This is a genomic window from Sorangium sp. So ce117 (genome assembly GCF_051524395.1).
Taxonomy (GTDB): domain Bacteria; phylum Myxococcota_A; class Polyangia; order Polyangiales; family Polyangiaceae; genus Sorangium; species Sorangium cellulosum_B.
Map to the genome: position 1 here is coordinate 7724920 of NZ_CP150309.1, position 24847 is coordinate 7749766.

General features: G+C 70.4%; 19 protein-coding genes. 14 read left to right on the forward strand and 5 right to left on the reverse strand.

Features of this window, described 5'->3' with window-relative positions; translation table 11 throughout:
* The first annotated feature begins 86 nt into the window (after positions 1-86).
* The 4 genes from WMF46_RS28790 to WMF46_RS28805 all read left to right on the forward strand — a co-directional run bounded on the left by WMF46_RS28790 (position 87) and on the right by WMF46_RS28805 (position 7667).
* Positions 87-5819, forward strand: a complete 5733-nt coding sequence (locus tag WMF46_RS28790) for a CARDB domain-containing protein (RefSeq protein WP_437980134.1) — start codon at positions 87-89, stop codon at positions 5817-5819.
* Between the two features lie 42 nt (positions 5820-5861).
* Positions 5862-6239 (forward strand): hypothetical protein, encoded by a 378-nt coding sequence (locus WMF46_RS28795; protein ID WP_437980135.1) that lies wholly within the window; start codon positions 5862-5864, stop codon positions 6237-6239.
* Positions 6240-6297: 58 nt separating this feature from the next.
* The gene (locus tag WMF46_RS28800) at positions 6298-7155 is read left to right on the forward strand and encodes a hypothetical protein (RefSeq protein WP_437980136.1); all 858 of its coding nucleotides are present in this window, start codon (positions 6298-6300) and stop codon (positions 7153-7155) included.
* Between the two features lie 212 nt (positions 7156-7367).
* Positions 7368-7667, forward strand: a complete 300-nt coding sequence (locus tag WMF46_RS28805; protein ID WP_437980137.1) for a hypothetical protein — start codon at positions 7368-7370, stop codon at positions 7665-7667.
* Between the two features lie 141 nt (positions 7668-7808).
* Here WMF46_RS28805 and WMF46_RS28810 read toward each other — a convergent pair whose 3' ends face one another.
* Positions 7809-8363: an RBBP9/YdeN family alpha/beta hydrolase gene (locus tag WMF46_RS28810; RefSeq protein ID WP_437980138.1), complete on the reverse strand. Its 555-nt coding sequence runs from the start codon at positions 8361-8363 to the stop codon at positions 7809-7811.
* Between the two features lie 513 nt (positions 8364-8876).
* Between WMF46_RS28810 and WMF46_RS28815 the strand changes: the two genes are divergently transcribed.
* Entirely contained in the window at positions 8877-9134 is a 258-nt protein-coding gene (locus WMF46_RS28815; protein WP_437980139.1) for a hypothetical protein, read from the forward strand.
* A gap of 55 nt (positions 9135-9189) precedes the next feature.
* Here the strand turns inward: WMF46_RS28815 and WMF46_RS28820 are convergent, their stop codons facing one another.
* The gene (locus WMF46_RS28820; protein WP_437980140.1) at positions 9190-9948 is read right to left on the reverse strand and encodes an SDR family oxidoreductase; all 759 of its coding nucleotides are present in this window, start codon (positions 9946-9948) and stop codon (positions 9190-9192) included.
* A 158-nt stretch (positions 9949-10106) separates the two neighbouring features.
* A complete protein-coding gene (locus WMF46_RS28825) occupies positions 10107-11141 on the reverse strand; it encodes a zinc-dependent alcohol dehydrogenase (RefSeq protein ID WP_437980141.1) in 1035 nt (344 codons plus the stop codon).
* A gap of 136 nt (positions 11142-11277) precedes the next feature.
* Here WMF46_RS28825 and WMF46_RS28830 point away from each other — a divergent pair, with 136 nt between their 5' ends.
* From WMF46_RS28830 to WMF46_RS28850, 5 genes are all read left to right on the forward strand, one after another.
* The gene (locus WMF46_RS28830; protein WP_437980142.1) at positions 11278-12795 is read left to right on the forward strand and encodes a xylulokinase; all 1518 of its coding nucleotides are present in this window, start codon (positions 11278-11280) and stop codon (positions 12793-12795) included.
* Positions 12796-13262: 467 nt separating this feature from the next.
* Positions 13263-13481: a hypothetical protein gene (locus WMF46_RS28835; RefSeq protein ID WP_437542242.1), complete on the forward strand. Its 219-nt coding sequence runs from the start codon at positions 13263-13265 to the stop codon at positions 13479-13481.
* A 280-nt stretch (positions 13482-13761) separates the two neighbouring features.
* Positions 13762-14967: an aKG-HExxH-type peptide beta-hydroxylase gene (locus tag WMF46_RS28840; protein ID WP_437980143.1), complete on the forward strand. Its 1206-nt coding sequence runs from the start codon at positions 13762-13764 to the stop codon at positions 14965-14967.
* A 15-nt stretch (positions 14968-14982) separates the two neighbouring features.
* A complete protein-coding gene (locus WMF46_RS28845; protein WP_437980144.1) occupies positions 14983-16896 on the forward strand; it encodes a RiPP maturation radical SAM C-methyltransferase in 1914 nt (637 codons plus the stop codon).
* A 21-nt stretch (positions 16897-16917) separates the two neighbouring features.
* Positions 16918-17856, forward strand: coding sequence for an aldo/keto reductase (locus WMF46_RS28850; protein ID WP_437980145.1), 939 nt, complete (start codon positions 16918-16920; stop codon positions 17854-17856).
* A gap of 28 nt (positions 17857-17884) precedes the next feature.
* Here WMF46_RS28850 and WMF46_RS28855 read toward each other — a convergent pair whose 3' ends face one another.
* The gene (locus WMF46_RS28855) at positions 17885-19483 is read right to left on the reverse strand and encodes a DUF885 domain-containing protein (protein ID WP_437980146.1); all 1599 of its coding nucleotides are present in this window, start codon (positions 19481-19483) and stop codon (positions 17885-17887) included.
* 470 nt (positions 19484-19953) lie between these two features.
* Positions 19954-21285 (reverse strand): serpin family protein, encoded by a 1332-nt coding sequence (locus tag WMF46_RS28860; RefSeq protein WP_437980147.1) that lies wholly within the window; start codon positions 21283-21285, stop codon positions 19954-19956.
* Between the two features lie 337 nt (positions 21286-21622).
* Between WMF46_RS28860 and WMF46_RS28865 the strand changes: the two genes are divergently transcribed.
* The 4 genes from WMF46_RS28865 to WMF46_RS28880 all read left to right on the forward strand — a co-directional run bounded on the left by WMF46_RS28865 (position 21623) and on the right by WMF46_RS28880 (position 24775).
* The gene (locus tag WMF46_RS28865) at positions 21623-22018 is read left to right on the forward strand and encodes a type II toxin-antitoxin system PemK/MazF family toxin (RefSeq protein ID WP_437555523.1); all 396 of its coding nucleotides are present in this window, start codon (positions 21623-21625) and stop codon (positions 22016-22018) included.
* An 82-nt stretch (positions 22019-22100) separates the two neighbouring features.
* Positions 22101-22829: a HEAT repeat domain-containing protein gene (locus tag WMF46_RS28870; RefSeq protein ID WP_437980148.1), complete on the forward strand. Its 729-nt coding sequence runs from the start codon at positions 22101-22103 to the stop codon at positions 22827-22829.
* A 236-nt stretch (positions 22830-23065) separates the two neighbouring features.
* The gene (locus WMF46_RS28875) at positions 23066-24214 is read left to right on the forward strand and encodes a hypothetical protein (RefSeq protein WP_437980149.1); all 1149 of its coding nucleotides are present in this window, start codon (positions 23066-23068) and stop codon (positions 24212-24214) included.
* 96 nt (positions 24215-24310) lie between these two features.
* Positions 24311-24775: a MarR family winged helix-turn-helix transcriptional regulator gene (locus WMF46_RS28880; RefSeq protein WP_437980150.1), complete on the forward strand. Its 465-nt coding sequence runs from the start codon at positions 24311-24313 to the stop codon at positions 24773-24775.
* Positions 24776-24847 lie beyond the last annotated feature (72 nt).

Sequence of the window (24847 nt, forward strand, 5' to 3'; positions counted from 1 at the left end):
AACTCCAGCGAGAATCGCGACCCCCTTGACGTGGACGCGCCCCCAGCTTCTCCTGATTCTCTATGCTCAGCCTAAGAGTATCTCGGGTGCGACGGGCGTGCTTCGTGTTCGGCATGCTGGCGATGACCGTGGGGTGCGGGAGCAGCGGACCCCCTGACGATCCCGAGCGGATAGGGGCCGCGACCGGGGCGCTCACGGGCAACGAACCGGACCTCGTGATCTCGAGCGCGAGCGCGCCGCCCAGCGTCCTGCCGGGTGGCTATTTCACGACGTGGGTCACTGTGTGCAACCAGGGCAACTCGGCGAGCTACAGCACCCAGGTCGAGGTGAGCCTCTCGGACGACGACATCATCACACCGTCGGATCCCATCACCGGCTATGCGCCGCTGGGGTATCTCGACGCGGGGCAATGCGTCGAGCTCGGCGTCCAGACCGCCGCGGCCGTGCCCGATGGCGCGTACACGCTCGGTGTCGTGGTGGACTCGTTCGAGCAGGTGATCGAGCTGTCGGAGACCAACAACACGGCGGTCGGAGGCGAGATCGGCATCGGCTTCGGCCCGGATCTCATCGTCTCGGCCGTGAGCGGCCCTCCGAGCGCGCTCCCCGGCGGCGGCTTCGAGGTCCAGGCCACGGTGTGCAACCAGGGCACGACGCCGAGCCAGAGCGCGCTCGTGGATGTGCTCCTCTCGCCGGACGCCGCGATCGAGCCGTCGGATCACCTCCTCGGCGGCGCCCCGGTTCCCTGGTTGAACCCTGGCCAGTGCGCGTCGGTGACCGTGCCCGCCAGCGCCAGTGTCCCGGAAGGTGCCTATCACCTCGGCGCGATCGCGCACGAGAACGGCTGGAACCCGGAGCTCACCACGTCCAACAACGCGCGGGCGGGCGGGCTGCTCGGCGTCGGCTACCGGGCGGACCTCGTCGTCTCGGCGGTGAGCGGGCCGCCGAGCCAGGTGCCCGGCGCCTGGTTCGACGCATCGATCACCGTCTGCAACCAGGGCACGCAGACGAGCTACGGGACCGATGTCGACCTCCTGCTCTCGCCCGATGACGAGATCACGCCCGCCGACTTCCCGATCGGCCACGGCTATGTGCCGAACCTGAGCCCAGGACAGTGCTTCTCCACGACGATCCCTGCGAACACGTACGTGCCCGACGGCGCGTACACGCTCGGCGCGATCGTGGACGCCCCGGGCTGGGTCGTCGAGCTCATCGAGACGAACAACGCCGCGGCGGGCGGCGCGATCGGCGTCGGCCACCAGCCGGACCTCATCGTGTCCTCGGTGAGCGGGCCGCCGAGCGCGACGTCCGGCGGCTCCCTCGACGCCTCGATCACCGTCTGCAACCAGGGCACGCAGGCGAGTTATGGCAGCAATGTGGAGCTGTACCTCTCCTCGGACGCGATCATCACAGCGGCCGACGTGCCCGTCGGCGGCGACATGGTGCCGTACCTCGATCCTGGGCAGTGCACAACGCGAACGCTCCACGTGGGCGCTTACGCGCCCGACGGCGCGTACCACCTCGGCGCGATCGTCGATCGGTACGGCGGGGTTCCCGAGCTCATCGAGAGCAACAACACCGCAGCTGGCTCCGTGGTCGGCATCGGCTACCGGCCGGATCTCATCGTCTCCTCGGTGAGCGCCCCGCCGAGCGCTCTTCCGGGCAGCGGCTTCGGCGCCACCGTCACCGTCTGCAACCAGGGCACGACCCCGAGCTACAGCGCCGCCCTGGAGCTGCGGCTGTCACCCGACGACAACATCACGGAGACCGACCCGCCCGCCGGCGGCGCCCAGGCGCCGTACCTGGATCCGGGGCAATGCGCCGCCGTGACCATCTCTGCGAACGCTTACGTGCCAGACGGCGTCTATCACCTCGGCGCGATCGTCGATCTGTTCAACTGGCAAGAAGAGCTGAACGAGGCCAACAACGCCGCGTCGGGCGGGCTGCTCGGCGTGGGCCATCGGCCAGATCTCATCGTCTCCGCCGTGAGCGGGCCGCCGACCCTCGTGCCCGGCAGTGGATTCAGCGCCTCCGTCACCGTCTGCAACCAGGGCACGCAGCCAAGCGACGGCAGCGACGTCGCCGTGGTGCTCTCGTCCGATCAGGCGATCACGCCGTTCGACGCGCCCGCCGGGGGCGGCTATGTGCCCGGTCTGAGCCCCGGGCAGTGCGCCTCCGTCGCCGTGCCCGCGAACGCCTACGTGCCCGACGGCGCCTATCACCTCGGCGCCGTCGTGGACCCGGGCGGCTCGCTCCTCGAGCTCATCGAGACCAACAACGCGGCGGCGGGCAGCCTGATCGGCGTCGGCCATGGCCCCGACCTCATCGTCTCCGCCGTGAGCGGGCCGCCGAGCGTGCTCCCCGGCGGCGGCTTCGACGCGTCGGTCACCGTCTGCAATCAGGGCACGCAGACGAGCTACGGCACCCACGTGGAGCTGCGCCTCTCCGCGGATGCGACGCTCACGAGCGCCGACCTCCTCGCCGGCGGGGGTCCTGTGCCGTTCCTGGATCCGGGCCAGTGCGCGACGGTGGCCTTCCCGGCGAGCGCTTATGTGCCCGAGGGTGCCTACCACCTCGGCGCGATCGTTGACCCGCAGGGCGGGGTCCCCGAGCTCATCGAGACCAACAACGCGGGCTCAGGCGCTCTGATCGGCATCGGCTACGGGCCTGACTTCACCGTCGCTTCCGTGAGCGGCCCGCCCAGCGTCCTGCCAGGCAGCGGCTTCGGCGCAGAGATCACCGTCTGCAACCAGGGCACGACCCCGGGCTCCAGCATGGTGGAGCTGCGCCTGTCCGCCGACGCCACGATCACGGAGGCCGACGCGTTCGCGGGCGGCGCGCCGACGCCTTACCTGGATCCCGGCCAGTGCGCGGCCGTGACGATCTCCGCCAGCGTCTATGTGGCCGACGGCGCCTATCACCTCGGCGGGATCGTCGATCCGTACGGCTGGCAGCCCGAGTTGATCGAGACCAACAACGCGACGCCGGGTGATCTGATCGGCGTCGGCCACTGGCCCGACCTCGTCGTCTCGGCCGTGAGCGGGCCGTCGAGCGTGACGCCCGGCAGCAGCTTCAACGCCGCCGTCACCGTCTGCAATCAGGGCACGACCCAGAGCTACGGCGCCGACGTCGAGCTGCTGCTGTCGAGCGACGGGACGATCACGCCCTCGGACATCCACGCCGGGAGCGGCTATGTCCCCGGGCTGAACCCCGGGCAATGCGCCTCCGTCGTCGTGCCCGCGAGCGCCTACGTGCCCGACGGCGCACATCACCTCGGCGCGATCGTGGACCCGAGCGGCGCGATCGCCGAGCTCATCGAGACCAACAACGCCGCGGCGGGCAGCGTGATCGGCGTCGGTTACGCGCCGGATCTCGTCGTCTCCGCCGTGAGCGGGCCGCCGAGCACAATCCCTGGCGGAAGCTTCGACGCGTCGGTCACGGTCTGCAACCAGGGCACACAGACGAGCTACGGCACCCAGGTGGAGCTGCTGCTCTCCGCGGACGCGACCCTCACGATGGCCGACTCCCCTGCTGGCAACGGTCCGGTGCCGTACCTGGATCCGGGCCAGTGCACAACCGTGACCTTCCCGGCGAGCGCGTACGTGCCTGACGGCGCCTATCACCTGGGCGCGATCGTCGACCGGGACAACTGGGTTCCCGAGCTCATCGAGACGAACAACGCCGATGTGAGCGCCGTGATCGGCGTCGGCAACTGGCCCGACCTCATCGTCTCCGCGGTCAGCGGCTCGCCCAGCGCCATGCCGGGGAGCGGATTCGACGCCTCCGTCACCGTCTGCAACCAGGGCACGCAGCCGAGCTACGGCACCGACGTGGAGCTCTACCTGTCCGCCGACGCCGCGATCACGGAAGACGACACACCCGCTGGCGGCGGCGCGGTCCCCTTCCTGGCGCCCGGGCAGTGCACCTCCGTGCTCGTCTTCGCGAGCGCCTATGTTCCCGAGGGCGCGTATCACCTCGGGGCGATCGTCGATGTGCACGACTGGCACGAAGAGCTGATCGAGTCCAACAACGCCGCCTCGGGCGACGTCATCGGCGTGGGCTTCCAGCCCGACCTCGTCGTCTCGGCGGTCAGCGGACCGCCCAGCGCTCCGCCGGCCAGCGGCTTCGACGCTTCCGTCACCGTCTGCAACCAGGGCACGTCCCCGAGCTACGGGGTCGACGTCGAGCTGTTCCTGTCGAGCGACGACGCGATCTCGCCTGCGGACATCCACGCGGGTAACAGCTATGTACCCGGCCTGAGCCCTGGACAGTGCACCTCCGTGCTCGTCCCCGCGAGCGCCCATGGGACCGATGGCGCCTACCACCTCGGGGCGATCGTGGACCCGAGCGAATCGCTCGACGAGCTCATCGAGAGCAACAACGCTGTGGCGGGCAGCGTGCTCGGCGTCGGCTTCGGGCCGGATTTCATCGTCTCCGCCGTGAGCGGGCCGCCGAGCCTCGCCCCGGGTGACAGCTTCAACGCCGAGGTCACCGTCTGCAATCAGGGCACGCAGGCAGGCTACGGCGGCGACGTGGAGCTGCGCCTCTCCTTGGACGCGACCATCACGACGGCCGACTTCCTGGCCGGCAACGGGCCGGTGCCGCACCTGGCGCCAGGCCAGTGCGCCACCGTGACCTTCCCGGCGAGCGCGTCGTACGTGCCCTGGGGCGCCTATCACCTCGGCGCGATCGTCGATCCGTACGGCTGGACTCCCGAGCTCATCGAGACCAACAACGCCGCGGCGGGCAGCGTGCTCGGCGTCGGCTATGGACCGGACCTCATCGTCTCGGCGGTGGAGGCGCCGCCCAGCGCCGTCCCGGGCAGCAGCTTCAGCGCCGAGGTTACCGTCTGCAACCAGGGCACGCAGCCGAGCTACGGTAGCGAGGTGGAGCTGCGCATGGCGGCCGGCGACCAGGAGGCCGACACAGGTTTCTTCTCCGGAAGCGCGCCGGTGCCGTACCTGGATCGTGGCCAGTGCACGGTCGTGACCATCCCCGCCTACCTGGCGGCGCCCGACGGCGCCTATCACCTCGGCGCCGTGGTGGACCCCTACGGCTGGATGCAGGAGCTCATCGAGACCAACAACACCAACGCAAGCGGCGTGTTCGGCGTCGGCTATCGGCCGGATCTCATTGCGTCCGTGAGCGGTCCATCGACCGCCGCGCCGGGCAGCGGCTTCGACGCCACCGTCACCGTGTGCAACCAGGGCACGACCCCGAGCGGCGGTACGAGCGTCGATGTGCTGCTGTCGTCCGACAGGACGGTCACGCCCTCCGATATCCATGTCGGCAACAGCTGGGTCCCCGGGCTGAGCCCTGGCCAGTGCGAAAGCATCACCGTGGCGGCCGGCGCCTATGCTCCTGACGGCGCCTACCACCTCGGCGCGATCGTGGACATGAACGGCCCGGTCCAGGAGCTCATCGAGACCAACAACTTCGCCGCCGGCGAGCTGATGGCCATCGGCTACGGCCCCGATCTCGTTGTCTCGGCGGTGAGCGGCCCGCCGAGCGCCACGCAGGGCAGCCTCTTCGACGCCTCGATCACCGTGTGCAACGAGGGGACGGCCCCGAGCTACGGCACCATGGTGGAGGTCCGGCTGTCGGCCGACGCGACGATCACGATGGCCGACTTCCTCGCCGGAGGCGCCTGGGTGCCGAGCCTCGGCGTAGGCCAGTGCGAGAGCCTCCTCGTCCCCGCTGACACCTACGTCCCCGTGGACACCTACACGCTCGGAGCCATCGTGGACGCCTACGGCGGGGTCCACGAGCTCCTCGAGGGCAACAACGCCACGGCGGGCGGCCAGCTCGTCGTCAGCTTCTGATCAGCGCTCGCCAACCCCCGCGCGCCCCGCTAGCCTCGCCGCATGCCCCTCGATCCGCAGCGCCTCGCCCGTGTTCGCGCCCATTTCCTGGCGGCTGCCGCGCTCGTCACCGGGTGCGGCGGGAGCTCCGCGCCCGACCACACGATCAACGAACGGGCTCCCATCGACCACGTCCCGCCGACGCCGACCGCGGCGCCCACCGAGTCCTCGTCCTCCGCGACCCCGCCGGAAGCGCCGCAGGCCGATCCGAGCGCCGACCCGTCGAAGGCGGCGATGAGCGTGAACACGCCACCGACTGCGACGCCGACGGCGCCCCCTGCGTCGTCCTCCGCGACCGTGGATCGTCCTCCGCCCGGCAAACCCCAACCCCCGCCCACGTCGCCGGTGCACCTCAACACGCCGGCGCGCACGAAGCCGTGACGCGAGCGCCATCCCCCGCCGCCCCCCTCGCTCGGCGGCGGCCGCGCCCTATCCCCTCATGAACACCGCGTTCCCTCTCGGCACGACCGAGCGGCTCTTCGCGACGCTCCACCGCCGCTTCCTCGATCACCATTACCCCGCGCCCCCGTGGGACCGGCTCGACCCGGCGGCGCTCCCGCCGGCCGACGTCGAGATCGCCCGCCAGGCGTGGGCCGCGCGAGCGGTCGCCGAATACCGCTCCATGATCGTCTTCGGCGAGCTCATCGCCCGCTTCGCCGAGCTGCGCTTGCCCCTGGAGGTCACGACCGCGGCCTCGCGCCTCCTCCAGGACGAAGCGCGCCACACCGAGCTGTGCGCGCGCGCGGCCGACGCGCTCGGCGGCAACCACGGAGCGACGCTCGCCCCCTCGGATCTCCAGCTCCCGCGGAACGGCCTCCCGGCCCATCTCTTCGTCGCCCGGTGGACCGCATCGATGTTCTGCGTGGGAGAATCCGCGTCCGTCGGCATCCTCGACGTCCTCCAGCAGCACACAACCGATCCTTGCCTTCAGGTGGTCGTTGGCACCCTCCTGCGGGACGAGATCCTCCACGACCGCTTCGGCTGGGCGCTCGCGCGCCTCGTCTTTCCGCGCCTCACCGAGGACGAGCGCGACTGGCTCGCCGCCGATCTGGCGTTCTCGCTCGCGCACTACGACCGCATCCACGCCGGCGCCTCGCGCGCCGACGGCGAGCCGTTGCCCGAGGCGCCTCCGCCCACCGGCCCGAACCTCGGGATCCCCTCGCGCCCGGCCGCGGCGCGCGCCTTCTACGACCGGATCGACCGCGTGATCCTCCCCTCGCTCGCCGCGCTGGGCGTGCCGGCGTACGAGGCATGGGCGCTGCGCCTCGAAGTCCCGGCCCAGGCCGAGAATCGCTGAGACGGCGCTCGCCAGCTCAAGCGCGAAACACCCGTGAGACGGGTTCGCCGATCAGCGCCGTGAGGAGCCGCTCCCCCTCAGGCCACGGCCCATGAACCGGACGGGACGGCGGGCAACGTCGTCGGCGTCACGGCTTCGGTCGAGCCGGGGTGTCGAGGTGCGTCGGCGGAGCCGGGGTGTTGAGGTGCGTCGGCCGGCCCGGGGTCGGTACGTTGGGCGAAGGCCGACGCGCGGTCGCGGAGGACGACGCCGCAGGGGGCGTCGGCAGCGTCGGCGCTGGCATGTTCACGTCCATCGCCGCCTTGCCCGGCCCGTCGTCCGTACGGCCCGCCGGGGGCTCCTGGGGAGTCGCTGTGGGCTCCGGCGGGGTCGCAGCGGAGGACGCCGCGGGCGCTGTCGCGGTGGGCGTCGGCGGGGCGTCGTCCAGGGAAGGGGGTTCGTTGATCGTGTGGTCCGGCGCGGAGCTCGCGCCGCACCCGGCGGTGACGAGCGCCGCAGCCGCCAGGAAATGAGCGCGAACACGGGCGAGGCGCTGCGGGTCGAGGGACATCCGGCGAGAGTAACGAGGCGCGCCGGGGGTTGGCAACTCGGCCTCTCGCACCGCGGGCGGCTCCTTTCCCGAGCCCCGTGCTCGCGAACGGAGCCTCCTCTCGTCAAGCGCGAAACACCCGTGAGACGGGCTCGCCTATCAGCGCCGCGAGGAGGCGCTCGCCCTCGGGCCAGGGCCCGAAGCCGGCGTCGACGTTGATGTGCCCACACGGCCCCCCATGGATGAGCTGGCTCCCCCAGGCGCGCGCGAAGGCCTCGGCGCGCTCCGGGGTGCAATACGGGTCGTTCGCGCTCGCGACGACCATCGAGGGGAACGGCAGCCTGACGCCGGGCAACGGGTGGAACGTCGACGCGTCAGGCGGGTAGCTCGACGATTCGGTGTCGGCCGGCGCGACGAGCAGCGCGGCGCGCACGGGTCGCGCGCCCAGCGCCGCCCAGTGGACGACCGTGCTCACGCCGCAGCTGTGCGCAACCAGCACCGGGGGCTCGGCGCTGGCGGCGACCGCCCGGTCGAGCGCCTCGACCCACGCGCGTCGGTCCGGGTGATCCCAGTCGGGCATCTCCACGCGGCGCGCGAAGGAGAGCTTCTGCTCCCAGAGCGTCTGCCAGTGGCGAGGGCCGGAGCCGCTGTAGCCAGGGACGATGAGAAGCGAAAGCATCGTGACAAGACCTCCCCGCGAACGAGGAGGGTACAGAGGAAGCGGGTGAAAATCACGTCGTCACCCCCCGCTGACCCCGGAGCCACGTCGACCCCCTCCGACGCGCGCCGTGATGGGGCCGAGGTAGCCCGGGCGCGCCGGATTCATTCGATTTACACGACCTGTGGCAGACGCTGTGCGCTCCTCTCTTCATCCTCGTGGCTCGCAAGGCGCAGTCACCGCCGAGACCACACCACCCGCTGGTGGCAATGCGGCGATGCGGCGATGCGGCGATGCGGCGATGCGGCGATGAAAATGCCCTGCTACTCCCGCATGGGACTTCCATGTCCCTCGATTCCTGTGTAAATATGCCAGATGCTGTCGGCGCTGAATGTCGAATCGCCGCCGGCAGGATTCTCTTGGCTGCAAACAACGTGTGACCTTACCGTGAAAGGTATTTCAATGAATCAAGGATCGTCTTCGAGACGTCTGTCCAGGAGCCGCGTCGGGAGCTCCCTGTCTGTGTTTCTCTGCGTGCCCGTGGTGGCGCTCGCGCTCGCCGGTTGCGGCGGCACGGAGCCCTCCTCTTCCTCCGAGGGTGACGAGTCCACACCGAACGGGGACGAGATCATGAGCTGGGAGGAGTTCCAGGCGAACGTTTACCGCGACCCGCAGCGCGGGGTCTACGTCATCGACGATGAGCAGGGGCTCAACGACGCGGAGCTGCGTGTCGTCTACGAGCGCTATGTCAAGACCGGGGCGCTGGTCGTGAAGCCGCTCGGACGGCGCTGATCACGCCCCGCAGGGATACGATCGATAGCTGGCTTTGAGCGTCCCACCGGATGCCTCACGCCGCGCCAGCCAGCGACAGGGCGAGCCAGTCGTCGAAGCGCGTCGGCATGACGCGCGCTCCATCGCCCGGGGTGAGCGACCGATCGTCGATCCGGAGACCAAAATAGGGCGCCTCCGCGTCGGCGATCACCTCGCGGCGGTCCTTCTTGGCGCTCAGGTACTTGCCGACGAACTCGGCGAGCGGGCGCCTCTCGGGGCCGGCCACCTCGAGCATACCGTTTACGGGCGGCCCGAGCGTGACGTCGGCCAGGGCCTCGGCGACGTCCTCGGACGCGATCGGCTGCAGCTGCGCCGACGAGAGGCGGACCCGCTCAGCGTCCGCGCTGGAGCGCGCGATGCCGTCCATGAACTCGAAGAACTGCGTGGCCCGCAGGAGGGTGTAGGGGATCCCGGAGGCCTCGATCAGCGCCTCCTGCGCCATCTTCGCGCGAAAATAGCCGCTGCCGAGCATTCGATCGGTGCCGACCACCGAGAGCGCCACATGGTGTTTGACGCCCGCGGCGGCCTCGGCGGCGAGCAGGTTGCGGCCCGAGGTCTCGAAGAAGTCGAGGACCGCCTTGTCCTCGAACGACGGCGAGTTCGCCACGTCGACAACGACCTCGGCTCCTGCGAGCGCTCCGGCGAGCCCCTCGCCCGTGAGGCTGTTGACGCCCGTGGAGGGCGACGCCGCGACGACCTCATGGCCCTGCTGGCGGAGCCTGCGTACGAGCTTCGTCCCGATCAGGCCGGTTCCACCGATAACCACGATCTTCATGTCTTTCTCCCTTGTCCGTCACGCGAGCGACCGGCGCCTTGCTCCTGTGACCCCGCGCTCGCCCTCGATGACGAAGCGGGTCTAGCTCGTGTGACATGGGGCGAAGGAAAAATGACAGCCGCGCTGCCTCGCCTGGAGATCCCGCGCGACGACCCCGATCAGAACGGCGTGTCGCCTTCGTCCGGAACGATGATCGACTTCAGCGCCCCGTCCTGGCAATCGGCCTGCAGGCGGAAGCCCTTCTCGGCCTCGGACAGGTCGAACCGGTGGGTGACGATGGACTCGACGTCCACCGCCCCCTCGGCGACCAGGCGGATCGCCCGCGGGTACACGTGCCCCATGCGCCGGGAGAACTTGACCTTCAGCCCCTTGCGGCGGCACAGCGCCGCCGGCAGCGCGTAGCGGTCGCCGTCGGGGATGCCCGCCAGCAGGATCCGACCGCCGATGCGCGCGGCCTCGGCCGCGTGGTGGAAGCCCTCGGGCGAGTTCGTCGCCTCGAGCACGAGGTCGACGCCCCGGCCGCCCGTCCACTCCGCGACGGCCGCGAAGCTCGGCGCCACGTCGTGCGCGCCCAGCCGGCGCGCGGCCTCGGCCCGGTACGCGACGGGGTCGACCGCGAAGACGCGCGCGACGCCGGCCAGGCGCGCGAGCTGGACCAGGCACAGGCCGATCGGCCCGCACCCGAGCACCACCACCGTCTCCTGCAGGTGGGGCCGCGCCAGGTCGATCGCGTGGACGGCGACGCCCAGCGGCTCCAGCATCACGGCCTTTCGCACCGAGAAGCCGCGGGGGACCGGCACGACCTGGTCGGGGCGCACCGCCAGCCGCTCCGCCATGCCGCCGTGGAGCGGCGGCGCGCCAAGGAACTCCACGTGCGGGCACAGGTTCACGTGGCCGCGGTGGCACCACTCGCAGCGGCCGCAGGCGTGCGCGGGGTCGACGGCGACCAGCTGCCCCCTCGACAGGCCGAGCGCCGGGTGGTCGTCGACGACCCAGCCGGCGAACTCGTGCCCTGGCACGAACGGGTCCCGGACCTGCGCCGCGCCGATCCCGCCCTCCAGGTAATAGTGGAGATCGCTGCCGCAGATCCCGCAGCCCGCGACCTGGATCGTCACCATGCCCTCGCGAGGCCGCGGAGGTTCGACCTCGCCGAGCCGGACATCGCGGATGCCGTGAATGAACGTTGCGCGCACTGTTCCAGTCTCCCTTTCAAGGCTCCGCCGGCTCCCCGGCGGCGCCGCGCTGGACGATTGTGCCGGCGCGATTCCCTACTGTAGTCTGCGCCCGTGATCGCTTGTCAATCCTGCGTTCCGGGTCGCTGAAGGCGCCATGCCGGCCGACCTCGTCCTCGGCATCGACCTGAGCACCACCGCGGCCAAGGCGGCGGCCTTCGACGTCCAGGGGCGCTTGCACGCCGCCGGCCGGGCGCCGCTCTCGCTGGCCCGGCCGGCTCCTGACCGGTTCGAGCAGGATCCCCGGGACTGGTGGGCTGCCCTGTGCCAGGCGGTCGCCGGCGTCACCGCCGCGGTGGACCCGGGCCGCATCGCGGGCCTCGCGATCGCGCACCAGCGCGAGACCTTCGCCTGCCTCGGTCCCGACGGCGAGCCGCTCCGTCCCGCCATGCTCTGGCTGGACGGCCGCGCGCGCGGCCACCTCGGCGCCGTGATCGACCGCATCGGGCGAGACCGCCTGCGGGCGCTGTCCGGCAAGGCCGCGGACTTCGGCCCGGCGCTGCCCAAGATCGCCTGGCTGGCCAGCGAGGAGCAGGACACCCACCGCCGCACGGCCCTCTTCTGCGACGTGCAGGCGTACCTCGTGCATGCGCTGACCGGGCGCGCCCGCACCAGCTGGGCGAGCGCCGACCCGCTCGCGCTCTTCGACATCGGCGCGCACCGCTGGTCCGAGGAGCTCTGCGCCGCCGCCGGCATCACGCCCGACCGGCTGCCGGAGGCGCTCCCTCCCGGCGCGCCGCTCGGGGCGGTGTCGGCGGCCGCAGCGGCGGCCACCGGCCTGCGCGAGGGCACGCCGGTGCTGGCCGGCGGCGGCGACGGCCAGATGGCCGGGCTCGGCGTCGACGCCCTGGACCCGCGGCGCGCCTACCTGAACCTGGGCACGGCGGTTGTCTTCGGGGTCTGGAGCCCCGAGCCGCGGCAGGACCCGGCGTGGCGGACCATGACCAGCGCCTCCGGCCGCGGCTACGTGCTGGAGAGCAGCCTGCGCAGCGGCGCGCTGCTCTCGGACTGGTACCTACGCCGCCAGCTGGGCGTCGATCCGCGCGACGGGGCCGCGATGGCCGCGCTCGAAGCCGAGGCGGCGTCGCTCCCACCCGGCAGCGGCGGCCTGCTGCTCTTGCCCTACTGGGAGGGCGCCATGAACCCCCACTGGGATCCCGACATCCGCGGCGCGATCCTGGGCCTGTCGGACGCGCACGGGCGCGGCCACGTCTACCGCGCCCTGATCGAGGGCGTGGCGCTGGAGCAGGCGCTGGTGCTGGACCTGATGCGGGGCGCGGCGGGGATCGAGGTTGCCGAGTTCGCCGCGGTCGGCGGCGTGGCCGCGAGCGACCTCTGGTGCGCCGTGATGGCCGATGCGACGGGCGTCGCCATCGAGCGGTCCGAGACGGTCGAGGCGGCCTGCCTGGGCGCCGCCATGTGCGCGGCCGCCGGCGCCGGGCTGGCCGGGAGCATCGAGGCGGCCGCGAGGGCGATGCGCGGGACCGCCACGGCGACGTTCCATCCCGATGCCGCGCGCCGGGAGCGCTACGCGGCGCTGCTGGGGATCTACCGCGACATGGTTCCGCAGCTCTCGGGGCTGCTGCGCCGCCTCTCGGCCTTCACGAGGGAGTAGGCGCGGCGCGCTCTCCTCTTGGCGCAAGCCGGGCGCGGCGCCGGTCGCCCACCGAACTACGCCTGGGGATAGCCGCGCGCCGCTTTCGCTCGTCTTGCTTGGCCTGCCCGAGCTCAGCGAGCGGCTCTGCGTGCGGCGCAATCGCTCCCTGGTTTCGCGTCCCCGCGCCCGATTGTTCATCGACCCGCTCACGCCGGACGATACGGCCGACACTCTGCGTGCACGTGTCGACCGAATGAAAAATTCAATAAATTCTTTAATCGCTCCCCCTGATCTATCCGCCGAGGAGCGTGAGCACCCGACAGAAATCGAAATCGAACCTCAGCACACCACACGAACGCACCACCAGAACCCGTGATATCCGACAGGCTCGCACGATTGACACATCTTCCTGGGACTTAGTACCTTCACCATCGCTACGCCCACACGGGCTAGCGGAACGTGATTCAAAGAAGGACAGGTGCACAATGGCCGATCCCAAGGATCTCAAGCTTCAGACTGTCAGGGGGCAGACCCTCGTCACCAGCGCCGGGGCGGCGCTGTCGGACGACTCCAAGCTGCGGCTCCGGTCCCAGCTGAAAAACGCGCTCAACGCCGAGCTCGCCGCGAGCGGTGAGACGCTCGGGCTGAAGCCCGGCGACAAGGTCGCGATCAGCAGCTCCATCGGTCAGAGCATCAGCTTCTAGACCGCGATAGCTGCCTTGCCCGGGCGGTGAACCCACCCGCGCAACCATTCGTCACACCGACGCAGGGCGACACCGTGGAATGGCCAGTAGACCGCATCGCGAGCCGAACGCCATCCCCGCCGCCCAGCGCCACGGCGCGGTCGACCGCATGCGCGCACGGGGCGGCATCCGCTGCCCGTGCGGCATGCCCCCCGACCCGGCCGCGCGTGACGACTCGCCTGGATGTTGTGCAACTCGCGACGCCGACCACGGCGTGGTGGCGAGAAGCGGAGGCCCAGCGATGAGTGAAGCACTGGATTTTTCTGGCTTTTCATGTCCCCAGGTTGGACTCGGCGACGACGTGCTCGACGTCGTGGCCGTCGGTCATGCGCGGCAGGTCGTGGAGACGTATCTCGAGCGGCACCGCGCTCACCTCGACCGCCATGCCACGGGGCTCTCGACGGTCCTGACAGCGTGGCTGACGCGCGAGGACGAGCGGTTCGACACGGTCTGGAACCTCGCGTTCGGTGATGCGCACGCGCTCCTGCTCTCGCACGCCGACGATGTGGTCCGGTGCGCCAGCGCGCTCGCGCTGCGCATGAACGAGCGCGGCCACGCGGGCGCGTGGGAGGCCGAGCTCCCCGCCCCGGCCCGCCTCCGGTTCGGCCGGTGGCTGCTGCCGGCGGCCGAGGCCATCCAGGTCTCGGCGGCGGCCGAGAATGCCGCCGTCCGGACCCGAGCCGCCGGCGAGTGGCGCTCGGCCGCGTTTCTACGCGACGGCGAGCGCGGCTGGGCGCTCGTGGACGGGGACGACGTCGACGTCCTCGCCACGTGCCAGCGGCCGGACTTCCGGTTCACGTTGTCGACGGCGCAGTCCCTGTCGCCGTCCGGCGCGGAGCGCCTCCTGCAGGCCGACGCATACCAGTTCGATCGCGCCGAGGTGAGCACGGCGGACGCGTGGCGTGCCACCTGCGACGCCGCGGTGGACTTGATCCGAGAGACGGCCGACTTCTACGCGACGTGGGTCGACCGGGTGCTGCGGGACCTCATCCCGCTGCGGGCGAGGCCGTCCACGTTCAACAGCGGCAGCGAGCGGTTCTCGCCGGGGGTCGTCTGCGTCTCTGACCAGCCCTTCCGGTGGCCGCTCGCAGAGATGCTGGTGCACGAGGCCACGCACCAGTATCTGCACATCATCACCCGGCTGGGTCCCCTCGACGACGGGACCGACCAGAGCCTCTATTTCTCTCCGTTCCGCAACAAGGAGCGCCCGATCTTCTTCATCGTCGTGGCGTACCACGCCTTCGCCAACGTCCTCATGTTCTACCGGACCGCCCGCGAGCGGGGCCTCGTGCCGGAGAGGGTCATCACCTCGGAGGCGTTCGCGAGCCGGGAGGAGACGCTGACGAAGCAGCTCCGCGCCATCGAGGATCCGCTCAAGAACGCCCGATCGCTCACGCCGCTCGGGCGAGCGCTGTGGGAGCCGCTCTACCACGTTCTACACGCCTAGCGAGGAGGTCCGAGCATGACGTCGCTGCCCCTGGTGCGAGAACCTCACATGCCCGTCGCTCCGTCGCGCGACGTGGCCGATTTCCGCGTGGCCCTGGTATGCATGCCGTTCGCGTCGGCGGACCGGCCGTCCATCCAGCTCGGGCTCATCGGCGCGATCGCCCGATCGGCCGGGTTCACGGCCGATCTCTACCATTTCAACCTGGACCTCGCGGCCGAGCTCACCCCGCCGATCTACGAGCAGCTCTGCGAGCGGCGCTCGTACATGACCGGCGAGTGGCTCTTCGCGCGCGCCGCGTTCGGGGAATCCGCGCCGGGCGACGAGGAGAGCTATCTCGAGGCGTTCCCTGGCGAGGTCTCGTGGGTCGAGACCCTGGGCAAGGGCCGGGCGTACTTCGCGGAGCTGCGCTGGCAGATCCTGCCCGCGTTCATCGATCGCTGCCTCGACGCGGTGGATTGGGGCTCGTACCGCATCGTCGGCTTCAGCTCCCTGTTCCAGCAGAACGTCGCGTCGCTCGCGCTCGCGCGCCGCATCAAGGAACGTCACCCCCAGGTCCACATCGTCTTCGGGGGCGCAAACATGGAAGGCGAGATGGGGCGGGAGTACGCGCGCGCCTTCCCTTGCATCGACTATGTGGTCTCGGGCGAAGCCGACGAGGTGTTCCCCAAGCTGCTGCTCGCCCTCTCGCGGAAGGAGACCCACCTCCGGTTCCCCGGCGTCATCGCGCGCACCCGGCTCGGGCTCGTGGACGGAGGCCAGGCGCCGCCGGTCCACGACCTGGATCAGCTGCCCGTACCCGTCTACGATACCTATTTCGAGCACGCCGTCCGTCTCGGTTTGTCGCCGTACTACAGGTCGACGTGGACGCTGCCCTACGAGAGCTCCCGGGGGTGCTGGTGGGGCCAGAAGCACCATTGCACGTTCTGTGGGCTGAACGGGCAGGGCATGGCGTACAGGGCCAAGCGCCCGGCGCGCGTCCTGGAGGAGCTCTCCGTGCTCGCGCGCAAGCACCGCATCTGCTCGTTCATGGCGGTCGACAACATCCTGGACCAGAAATACGTCAAGGATTTCTTCGGCGAGATCGAGCGCGCCAAGGTGGATTACTGCTTCTTCTACGAGGTCAAGGCGAACCTCACCCGCGAGCAGATACGGGCGCTCTACCGCGGCGGCATCCGGCGCGTCCAGCCCGGCATCGAGAGCATGAGCAGCCACATCCTCGAACTCATGCGCAAGGGCTGCACGATGCTCCAGAACGTGCGCTGCCTGAAGTGGTGCATGTACTACGGCATCGGCGTGAACTGGAACCTGATCTGGGGCTTCCCGGGCGAGGCGGTCGAAGACTACGAGCGCGAGCTCGAGGTGCTGCAGTGCATCACGCACCTCGAGCCGCCGGTGGGCAGCGGCCGGATCTGGCTCGAGCGCTTCTCTCCGCACTTCACAGACAAGAGCTTCCCCGTGAGCAACATGCGCCCGGAGGCCAGCTACAGCCACGTGTATCCGCCGCACGTCGACCTGATGAAGGCCGCGTACTTCTTCGATTACGAGATGGGTGACACGGTGGCGTCCGCCGCGCACGCGGCGACGCACGCGCATGTCGAGCAATGGCGGGAGACGTGGCGCTCCGACGCGAAGCACACGCTGACGTACCGCCGGACGACGAGCGGCATCCTCATCGACGTCAACCGGGGCCCCGAGCACCAGAAGACGTACAGCGTGAGCGGCGCCAACGCCGCCATCTACGAGCTGTGCACCGAGACGATCCGGACGCCGGCCCAGGTGGCCGAGCAGCTGCGTGCTCTGTCGGCGGAGCACGCGTACTCCGCCGACGAGGTCCGCGAGGCCATGGACGAGTTCTGCCGCGCGCGGCTGATGCTCGGCGAGGACGACAAGTACTTCAGCCTGGCGCTCCCGTCGAACCCCAACTGGTAGCGACCGCAGGAGGATACGCAAATGAAGATCAAGCGACTGGGCACGACCGATCTGTTCGTATCCGAGCTGGGCTTCGGGGCCTTCGCCATCGGCGGACACAGGACAGGAAACAGCTACGGACCCACCGATGACGCCACCTCGATCGCCGCCGTCCACACGGCGCTCGACCTGGGGTGCACCTTCTTCGACACCGCCGATGTCTACGGGTACGGCCACAGCGAGGAGGTGCTGGGGCGCGCGCTCCGCGAGGCGAGGAGGACGAACGACGTCGTGATCGCGAGCAAGGTCGGCGGGAACTTCAGCACGGGGCGCACCGTGCTCGATTTCTCGCGGGAGCACATCGTCACCGCCATCGACGGCAGCCTCCGCAGGCTCGGCCGTGATACCCTCGACCTCTACCAGCTGCACAACCCGCCGGTGGAGCTGATCCGGTCCGGGGAGGTGTTCGACGCGCTGGACGAGGTGAAGCGGAGCGGCAAGATCCGGCACTACGGCGTCTCGATACACACCGCGGAGGAAGGTGAGGCGTGCATCGAGGGGCAGCGGGCCGAGGCGCTCCAGCTGGTCTACAACCTGTTTGGGCTCCTCGAGCCGGAGTCGTCTCTCGCGGTCATCTTCGATCGGGCCGTTCAACGCGGGGTGGGCCTCATCGCGCGTGAGCCGCTGGCCGCAGGCTTCCTCTCCGGGCGGCACGACCTCGACACGCAGTACGGCGCCGGCGACAACCGCGGGCACTGGCCGATGGGGCGCCGGCGGCTCTTCGTGGCCCTCGCGAACGCCCTGCGGCGGCTCGAGCGGCCCAGCGTGAGCTTGAGCCAGGCCGCCCTGCGGTTCGTCCTGGATGAGCCGGCGATCAGCACGACCATCGTCGGCATCAAGACCCCCGAGCAAGCGCGGGAGAACTTCGGGGCGACCCAGGTCCCGAGCTTCCAGGAGCTGGAGGCGAGCACCGCGGCCTGAGCTCTCCCGGGGCGCTCTCCGGGGCCTGCTAGGGCGCGGCGCTCAGCTCTCGCTTCACCCCCTCCGCCACGATCGGCAGGGGGACGAAGCCCTGGTGCAGGATGGCGTCATGGAAGCGGGCCTGGTCGAAGCGCGACCCGAGCGCGCGCTCGACCTCGCTCCGGAGCTGCCTGAACTTCTCGAGGCCGAAGAAGTACGCCGTCGCCTGGCCGGGCGACCGGAACGTGTAGCGCTGGATCTCGGCGTCCGTGAGCGCCTCCGAGGTGCCGAGCTGGGCGTGGAGCACGTCGCGCGCCTCGCCGACCGACACGCGCCCTGATTGCAGCCAGGGATCGAGGAACGCCCTCGCCTGCCGCACGAGGAGGTAGTGCAGCGCGACGAAGCGGCTCTCCTTCGGCATGAACGGCCGCATGAGGTCCTCGCAGTAGAGCGCCCAGCCCTCGAGGTTCGCGGCGTTGAACGCGAACAGCGTGCGCGCCGGCGACATCCCCCGCGCGATCGCCGTCGTGAACTGCATCTCGTGTCCGGGGCGCCCCTCGTGCACGAGGAGCGGCCACACGGCGGCCTCGTAGGTGAAGTCGTCATAAGGCGGCGCGCCCGGCGCGGGCGCGCCCGGCATCAGCACCGCGATGTCCCGCTCGCCCTTCAGGAAGCCCTGCGTGTCGATCGTCGGCGAGGGGTTGAGCGCGATCTCGGCCGGGGTCGCCGCGCGGAACAGGAGCGGGCGGCCGGGCAGCGTCATCAGATGCTCCCTCCGGATCACCTGCTCGATCTCGGCGATCCGCCGCCCGAACAGCGCCTGGAGATCGGTGCCTGTCCGCTGATCGCGCTTGAGCGCCGCGAGCACGCGCGCCGGGTCGCTGTCGGCGAGCCGGCGCTCGGCGGCGATCTCGCCCGCGAGCGCGCGCCAGGCCGTCATCGTCTCGTCGTAGGCCGCGCGGGCGCGCGCGGCGAGCGCGGCGGGCGCATCGTCGACGCCGGCGTCGCGCAGGTTCATCGCGTAGAGCTCGGGCGGCAGCCGGAAGTCGTCGCGCGCCGTGGGCAGGAGCTCCGTCTCGACGAAGCGCCGCCAGCGGTCGAGCGCCGCCCCGAGCGCCTCGGCCTGCGGCAGCCGCGCCTCGCCGGCGAGCGCCACGATCGCGTCGCGGAGCGAGGGGATGTTCACGAGGAGCTGCTGCACTTCGGGCTGGGTCGGCGGCAGCTTGCGCGCGGAGACGTCCTCGCGGATCCGGGCGATCGCCGCGTCCACCAGGGGCACGGCGCCGTCGCCGAGGTACCGCCGCGCGCGGCGCTCACCGATCGCCCGGTGCCCCGGCGGGGCCTCTGCGCCGAGCAGGGGGGCGAGCCCCTGGTAGAGGGTCTGGCCGACATCGGTCACCCGCACCATGACGCGGGTGGAGAGCCGGGTCCGCTCGGCCATCCTCCTCGCGGCGTCCTCGAGGATCAGCAGATCGGTGCGGGCGTCCGCGTCGGGCTCTCCCTTGCGCCCGTCCGCGAAGCGCGAGGCGACGGCCTGGAGCGCCCGCACGTCGCGCTCATCGGACGACACGGCGACGTCGACGACGGCCTCCTCGAAGCCCTCCACGCCCAGGTAACCGACCTGCTCCGGCGCAGCCTGGCCGATCACCTGCAGGAGCTCCTGGGCATATCGATCCCGGCGCGATGAAGTGGTCTGAGACGGGGAGGGCGAAGGCACGGTCACCGCCACGTTCGGTGGTTGCGTCTGGCACCCGGAGGATGCTGCGATGAGCGTGGAGGCCGCGAGCGCGCGGCAGGCGCGCCACACGCCCGCAGGCGCTGCGCCGAGGCGCCCCCCAGCCCCCCGGGCCGTGATCGCGCCGCGCCGAGCCCATCGTTGGAGCAGCCTCTCCGAGCGGTGATCCCGCCTGGAGGCCGTGGCGACGTCACGGGGGCGCATCGAGGGAGGTACTCTAACCTACAGGCACGACCACCACAAGATCCGCCGCCCGGCACGGCAGTGGTGGTCTTGCTCGTGGCGTGAGGCCATGGCGCTCACGAGGGCAGTCGATCCGACGACGGTTGGAAGGACCTGGCTCCCGTGCCACGCGGGCCAGGTCCCGTCTGCCTCACGTCTCCTCAGTGCGCCGTCGGATCGTTGACGCGCCCAGCGAAGAGGAGCGCCTGCGTGTGCAGATCGCTGATGAAGAAGAAGAACGGCCGATCCAGCACGATCTCCGCGGGCTCGGGGAAGAAGCCCGAGCCCGTGGCGCCGATGAGGACCGCCGTCGCCGCCGCGGCCTCGGTCCCGGCCTCGTCCACGTCGATGACCGCCTTGTGGATGACGTCCTGAATCTGGAGCCCTCCATCCGCGAGGATCCCCGAGAAGTCGGCGCTGGGGCCAAAGGCGGCGCCCATTCCGAGATCCGTGAGCGCCTTCTTGAGAGAGGCCCCGGTGCCAAACGAGAACTTCGGCATCGTGATGTCGACCGACCGCGTCTGCGTCGAGGCGATGATCGTCTCGAGCGCCGCGCCGTCGAGGGACTCCGCCAGCGCGTCCGCGTTCCCCTCGGCAGGCAGGACGAGGAACATCGAGACGGGAGTGCCCGCGTAAGGGATCTCCACCGCTTCCCAGCCGTCGCCGGCGCCGTAGCGCGTCTCCTGTGAGCCGTGCATCATCTGGGCGGTGACGCTCGCGCCGTCGCCGCGCTGGAACGCGCCGGGCTTCGTCGCGTCCTCTTTGAACGGCGTGTGCCACGCGGCGTCGAAGTAGATGGCGTTGGTGAGCACGACGAGCGTCTCCGAGTTCACGTTCTTCTTGAGGAGCTCCGGAATCATGCCCTCCGTCTGGTCCTTCACCCACGCGTTGATGAGGCTCTCGGCCTCGTCCGGGGCACCGAAGTCGGCGAGCCGCACGCGCGCCCCGTAGTTCTCGCCGAGCACCTTCAAGAACGGCTGTTCGAGCGGGAGGTCGATCTGCGACCAGATGGCGTTGGCCGTGTGGAGCCGGAAGCCGCCTCCCTCGACGTTGCTCGAGCCCTCGGCGCGCCTGTGGAGCTCGAGATCCACGTAGTTGAACGCCGGGTGCAGCCGCTCCTGCGGGAGCTCGAACCGCATCGCCGCGGCCATCGCCTGCTCCGTGGTGGTCCGCGCGCCCGCGTACGTCATGGCGAGCGCCGTCGAGATGCTGTAAGGCGAATAGACGACGTTCCCGCTCGCGCTCGGGAGCACGCGGCCGAGGTCGAGCGCGAAGCTCGCGTTGTTGCGCGTCAGCAACACCTGATCCTCCTCCGAGACGACCGGGCTCTCGATCCGCGCCGCGTCCGACTGCAGCACGCAGCCAGCCTTCTTCTCGAAGCACTCGACGGCCCCGCCGCCCCCACCCGGGCCCGAGCCGCCCTCTCCCTGATCGGGGCCACCGCCGCCGCTGCCGCCTCCCTCGTTCGAGCTGCACCCCACGAGAGCCGACATGACCAGGGTCGCCAAGACAATTGATGTTCTCATGGTGCCAGGGTTTTGCAGCCTGCGTGCCAGTGCGCTTTTGCGCCGCAAATCGCATGTTCGTCCTGGGCGAGACGCGCAGACCCGGCAAGCCTGGAGCAGATTGTGCCAAGATGAGCCGTATGGGGTGCTCACGGGTGAGCCGGGATGCGTCAATGGCGATGAAACCGAGGGATCGGCGGGGGTGGATGTGCCTGTGCCTCCTTGCCAGACCCCGTGGTGTGCTGGGAAGGTCGTGCCGCACGAGCGGGTTGCGCCGAGGTGCGCCACGGACCATCCTTCGGGCCGACGCGAGAGGCACATGAAGATGGACGAGGGCGCAGGAGAACCGACAGGCACGCGCTCGGCGCGGATCGATCGCGGCGACGTGTTCTGGATAGGGCCCGATGACTCGCGGGGGCCTGTCCCGAGCTATTCCCATCCCCATGTGGTGGTCCAGGACGACGTCTTCAACCACTCGCGCATCACGACCGTGGTCGTGTGCGCGCTGACGTCGAACCTGGGCCGCGCGAACGAGCCTGGGAACGTCCTGCTCGACGTGGGCGAGGGCAACCTTCCCAGGCAGAGCGTCGTGGTCGTGTCGCAGATCTCCTCGGTCGAGAAGGCCCGCCTGGGCGAGCGGATCGGGTCGCTCTCCGACGCACGGGTGGATCAGATCCTGGCCGGCCTGCGCTTCCAGCAGGTATCGTTCTTCAGGCGGTAGCGAGCGGGTGCGCCTCGTGGGACAGGTCGACTTCACCGAGGCAGCGACGTTGGACGAGCGCGGTTTCTCTGGAGGACGATGAATGCCTCACCACGGTGATCCGGAGGACGTCTTCAAGACGGCGCTTGCCCAGGATCGGGCGCGCATCGACGCGGCGATCGAGCGTCTCTCGGGGGAAGAGCCGAAGCCCGAGCGGTTCCTGCTCGCGCTCGCCGGGGCGTGGGGCCGCGCGGTTTCATGTCTGAAGTGGCTGCCGCCGGTCGCCCCGACCGAGCGTGGCGTGAAGAGCGCGGCCCGCTGGGTACATGCATCCAATCCAAACGTCCAGCGAGCCGCCCTCGTCGCCCTCGAGAGAGCCGGGGTGGCTGCGCGGCCTGTCCTGAGTACGGTCGCCGACGCCCTCACGAGCAAGGAGCCCATCGCTCGGATCGCCGCGGCCCGCGTGCTCGCGCGCGCTGCGCCGTGTCCCGAGCAGGCTCCGGCGCTCCGTCGTGCGCTCTCCGACGAGCTCTTCACCGTGCGCTGGCTGGCGGTGGAGGCGCTCGCGCGCAGCGGCGATGACCACCCGCTGGCGCCTGTCCTTGCGGCGTCGCGTCCACGGCTCGACGCTCCGCGCGCTCCCTATCCGCTCGAGGGCTGGCTGCGCGCGGTCGCCGCCCTTGGACGGGGTGCGTCCGCGCTGTTGCCCGAGCTGAACGAGCTCCTGGACCGAACCTCCCAGCTCGGCCAGAGCGACACGGGGTGGCATGAATCGAGGTTCACGCTCGAGCGACTCGTACGGGAGCTTCGCGCGACCCAGGGTAAACCCTGAACGGGTTCATCTCCCGCACACGCGAGGCCATCCCAGCGCCTTCGTCCATGGACGACATGACCATGAGCCGACGACCGAGCCCCTGTCTGCGGACCGCAGTGCTCGCGCTCTCCGCTGCCAGTTGCGGAGGCGCGGCGGGCCCCTCCGCCGCCAGCATGCCCTGCCCACCCCCCACACCGCCTCCGGCAGCCTCGCCGGTCGATTCCGCCGGCAAGCCTGGCCGCACGAAGCTCGGCGTGGCCCTCATCCCGTGGATCCCCGACGCCGCGGGCGATGACTTCGCGTCCCTGCGAACGATGATCGAGGACGGGTTCGAAGCGCAGCATGCGGCGATCGATCTCGAGCTGCGCCTCGTCAAGTCCGATGACAGCTACCACAATCCGACGCGCCTCGCCGGATGGCTCGCGTCCGGTCGCTACGATCTCGTCGAGATCGACACCGTGGTGCTGGGAGATCTGATGGACGCCGACGTCCTCGAGCCGTGGCCTTCCGTGCCGGAGCGCGACTACCTGGCCGCAGCCAGGTCAGCCAGCACCGAGATCGACCGGAGTGGCAAGTCCGTCTGGTGGGGTGTACCCCACCTCAGCTGCGGGTTCTTCCTGGTCACGAGATCCGAGAAGCTCGACGCCGCTTCCAGCATCGCCGGCCTCGTGAAGGCCGCGCGCGAGAGCGGGAAGCCCCTCCTCGGGAACTTCGTGAGCAGCTGGGATCTACCCGCCCTCTACCTGGACGCGCGTGTCGACAACGGGCTCGATGCCACGACCCCCCTGACCCTGAGCAACGCCGTGAAGCCACCCCTTCACGCGGGCAGCACCGCGGCGCTCAAGCAGCTCGCCGCGCTCTGCCGACAGGGTGACAGGAACCCTTGCATCGACGGCACGTACGACGAGACACTGGAGGGTCCGGTCGAGGAGTTCGTGAAGGGCAACGCGATCGGGTACTGGGGATACAGCGAGCGCCTGCATCGGACTGTCACGCTCATGAAGGCGCAGGGCGTGCCCGTCGAGGGGCTGCGTGTGTCGACGATCCCGCTCGGCACCAGCGCCACGCCCCTCCTGTTCACCGACGCCTTCGTGCGGCGCAAGGGATGCTCCGGCGACCCCGCCTGCAATGCCGCGGCCGCCGCGTGGGCGGAGTTCATCACCCGCGACGACGTGATGCGCGATCTGCTCGTCTCCAGGGATGCGGGGCCGACCGCGGCGCCGCGCTACCTGTTGCCGGCCACAAGCTCCGCGTTCCAGGTCGAGCCGATCGCCAGGGACGCCCTCTACGCGGAGCTTCGTCCTCTGGCCCAGTCCGGGAGATCCTTTCCCTCGCACGCGTCGATGTACGAGCGGCGGAGCGCGCTCGCGCACCTGATCGAGACCCAGCTCGCGGCGCCCTGAGAGCCATGTCGCTCGACAGGGCCCGGCGAGGCCGTGCGGCACGTCACACGATTGATTGCATTGACAACCAAATCCTGTGCGGTAGGATCGGCCGTCATGCGCGACCAGTTCACGGCCGACGGGGGGATCGTCCTCGACAACGCGCTCGGCTTCTGGGTGGCGCGCGTCTACCTCGCTTCCCGCGCCGAGATGTACCGGCGCTTCCGCGCGCACGGCGTCGAGATCACGCCCGAGCAATGGATGGTCCTCGTCCGCCTGTGGGAGCAGGAGGGCGTCACGCAGACGCACCTGGCCGAGCGCACCTTCCGGGACGTGCCCACGATGAGCCGGATCCTCGCGCTCATGGAGCGCGACGTGCTTGTCGAGCGCCGGCCCGACCCGACGGACCGGCGCGCCCGGCTCGTCTACCTCACCGCGCGCGGGCGAGCGCTGCGCAAGGCCCTGTCGGGCGAGGCCAAGGCCCTCGTGGACACGTCGCGCGCCGGCATCCCGGAGGACGATCTGCTCACGACCCGGCGCACGCTGCAGCGCATCCTCGCGAACCTCGAGCCCGAGGGCTGAAGGTCGCCCCGCCCTCCACGCCGCCTTCTTCATCGTCAATTAATTGCATAGACAACCAATTCAGGAGAGACC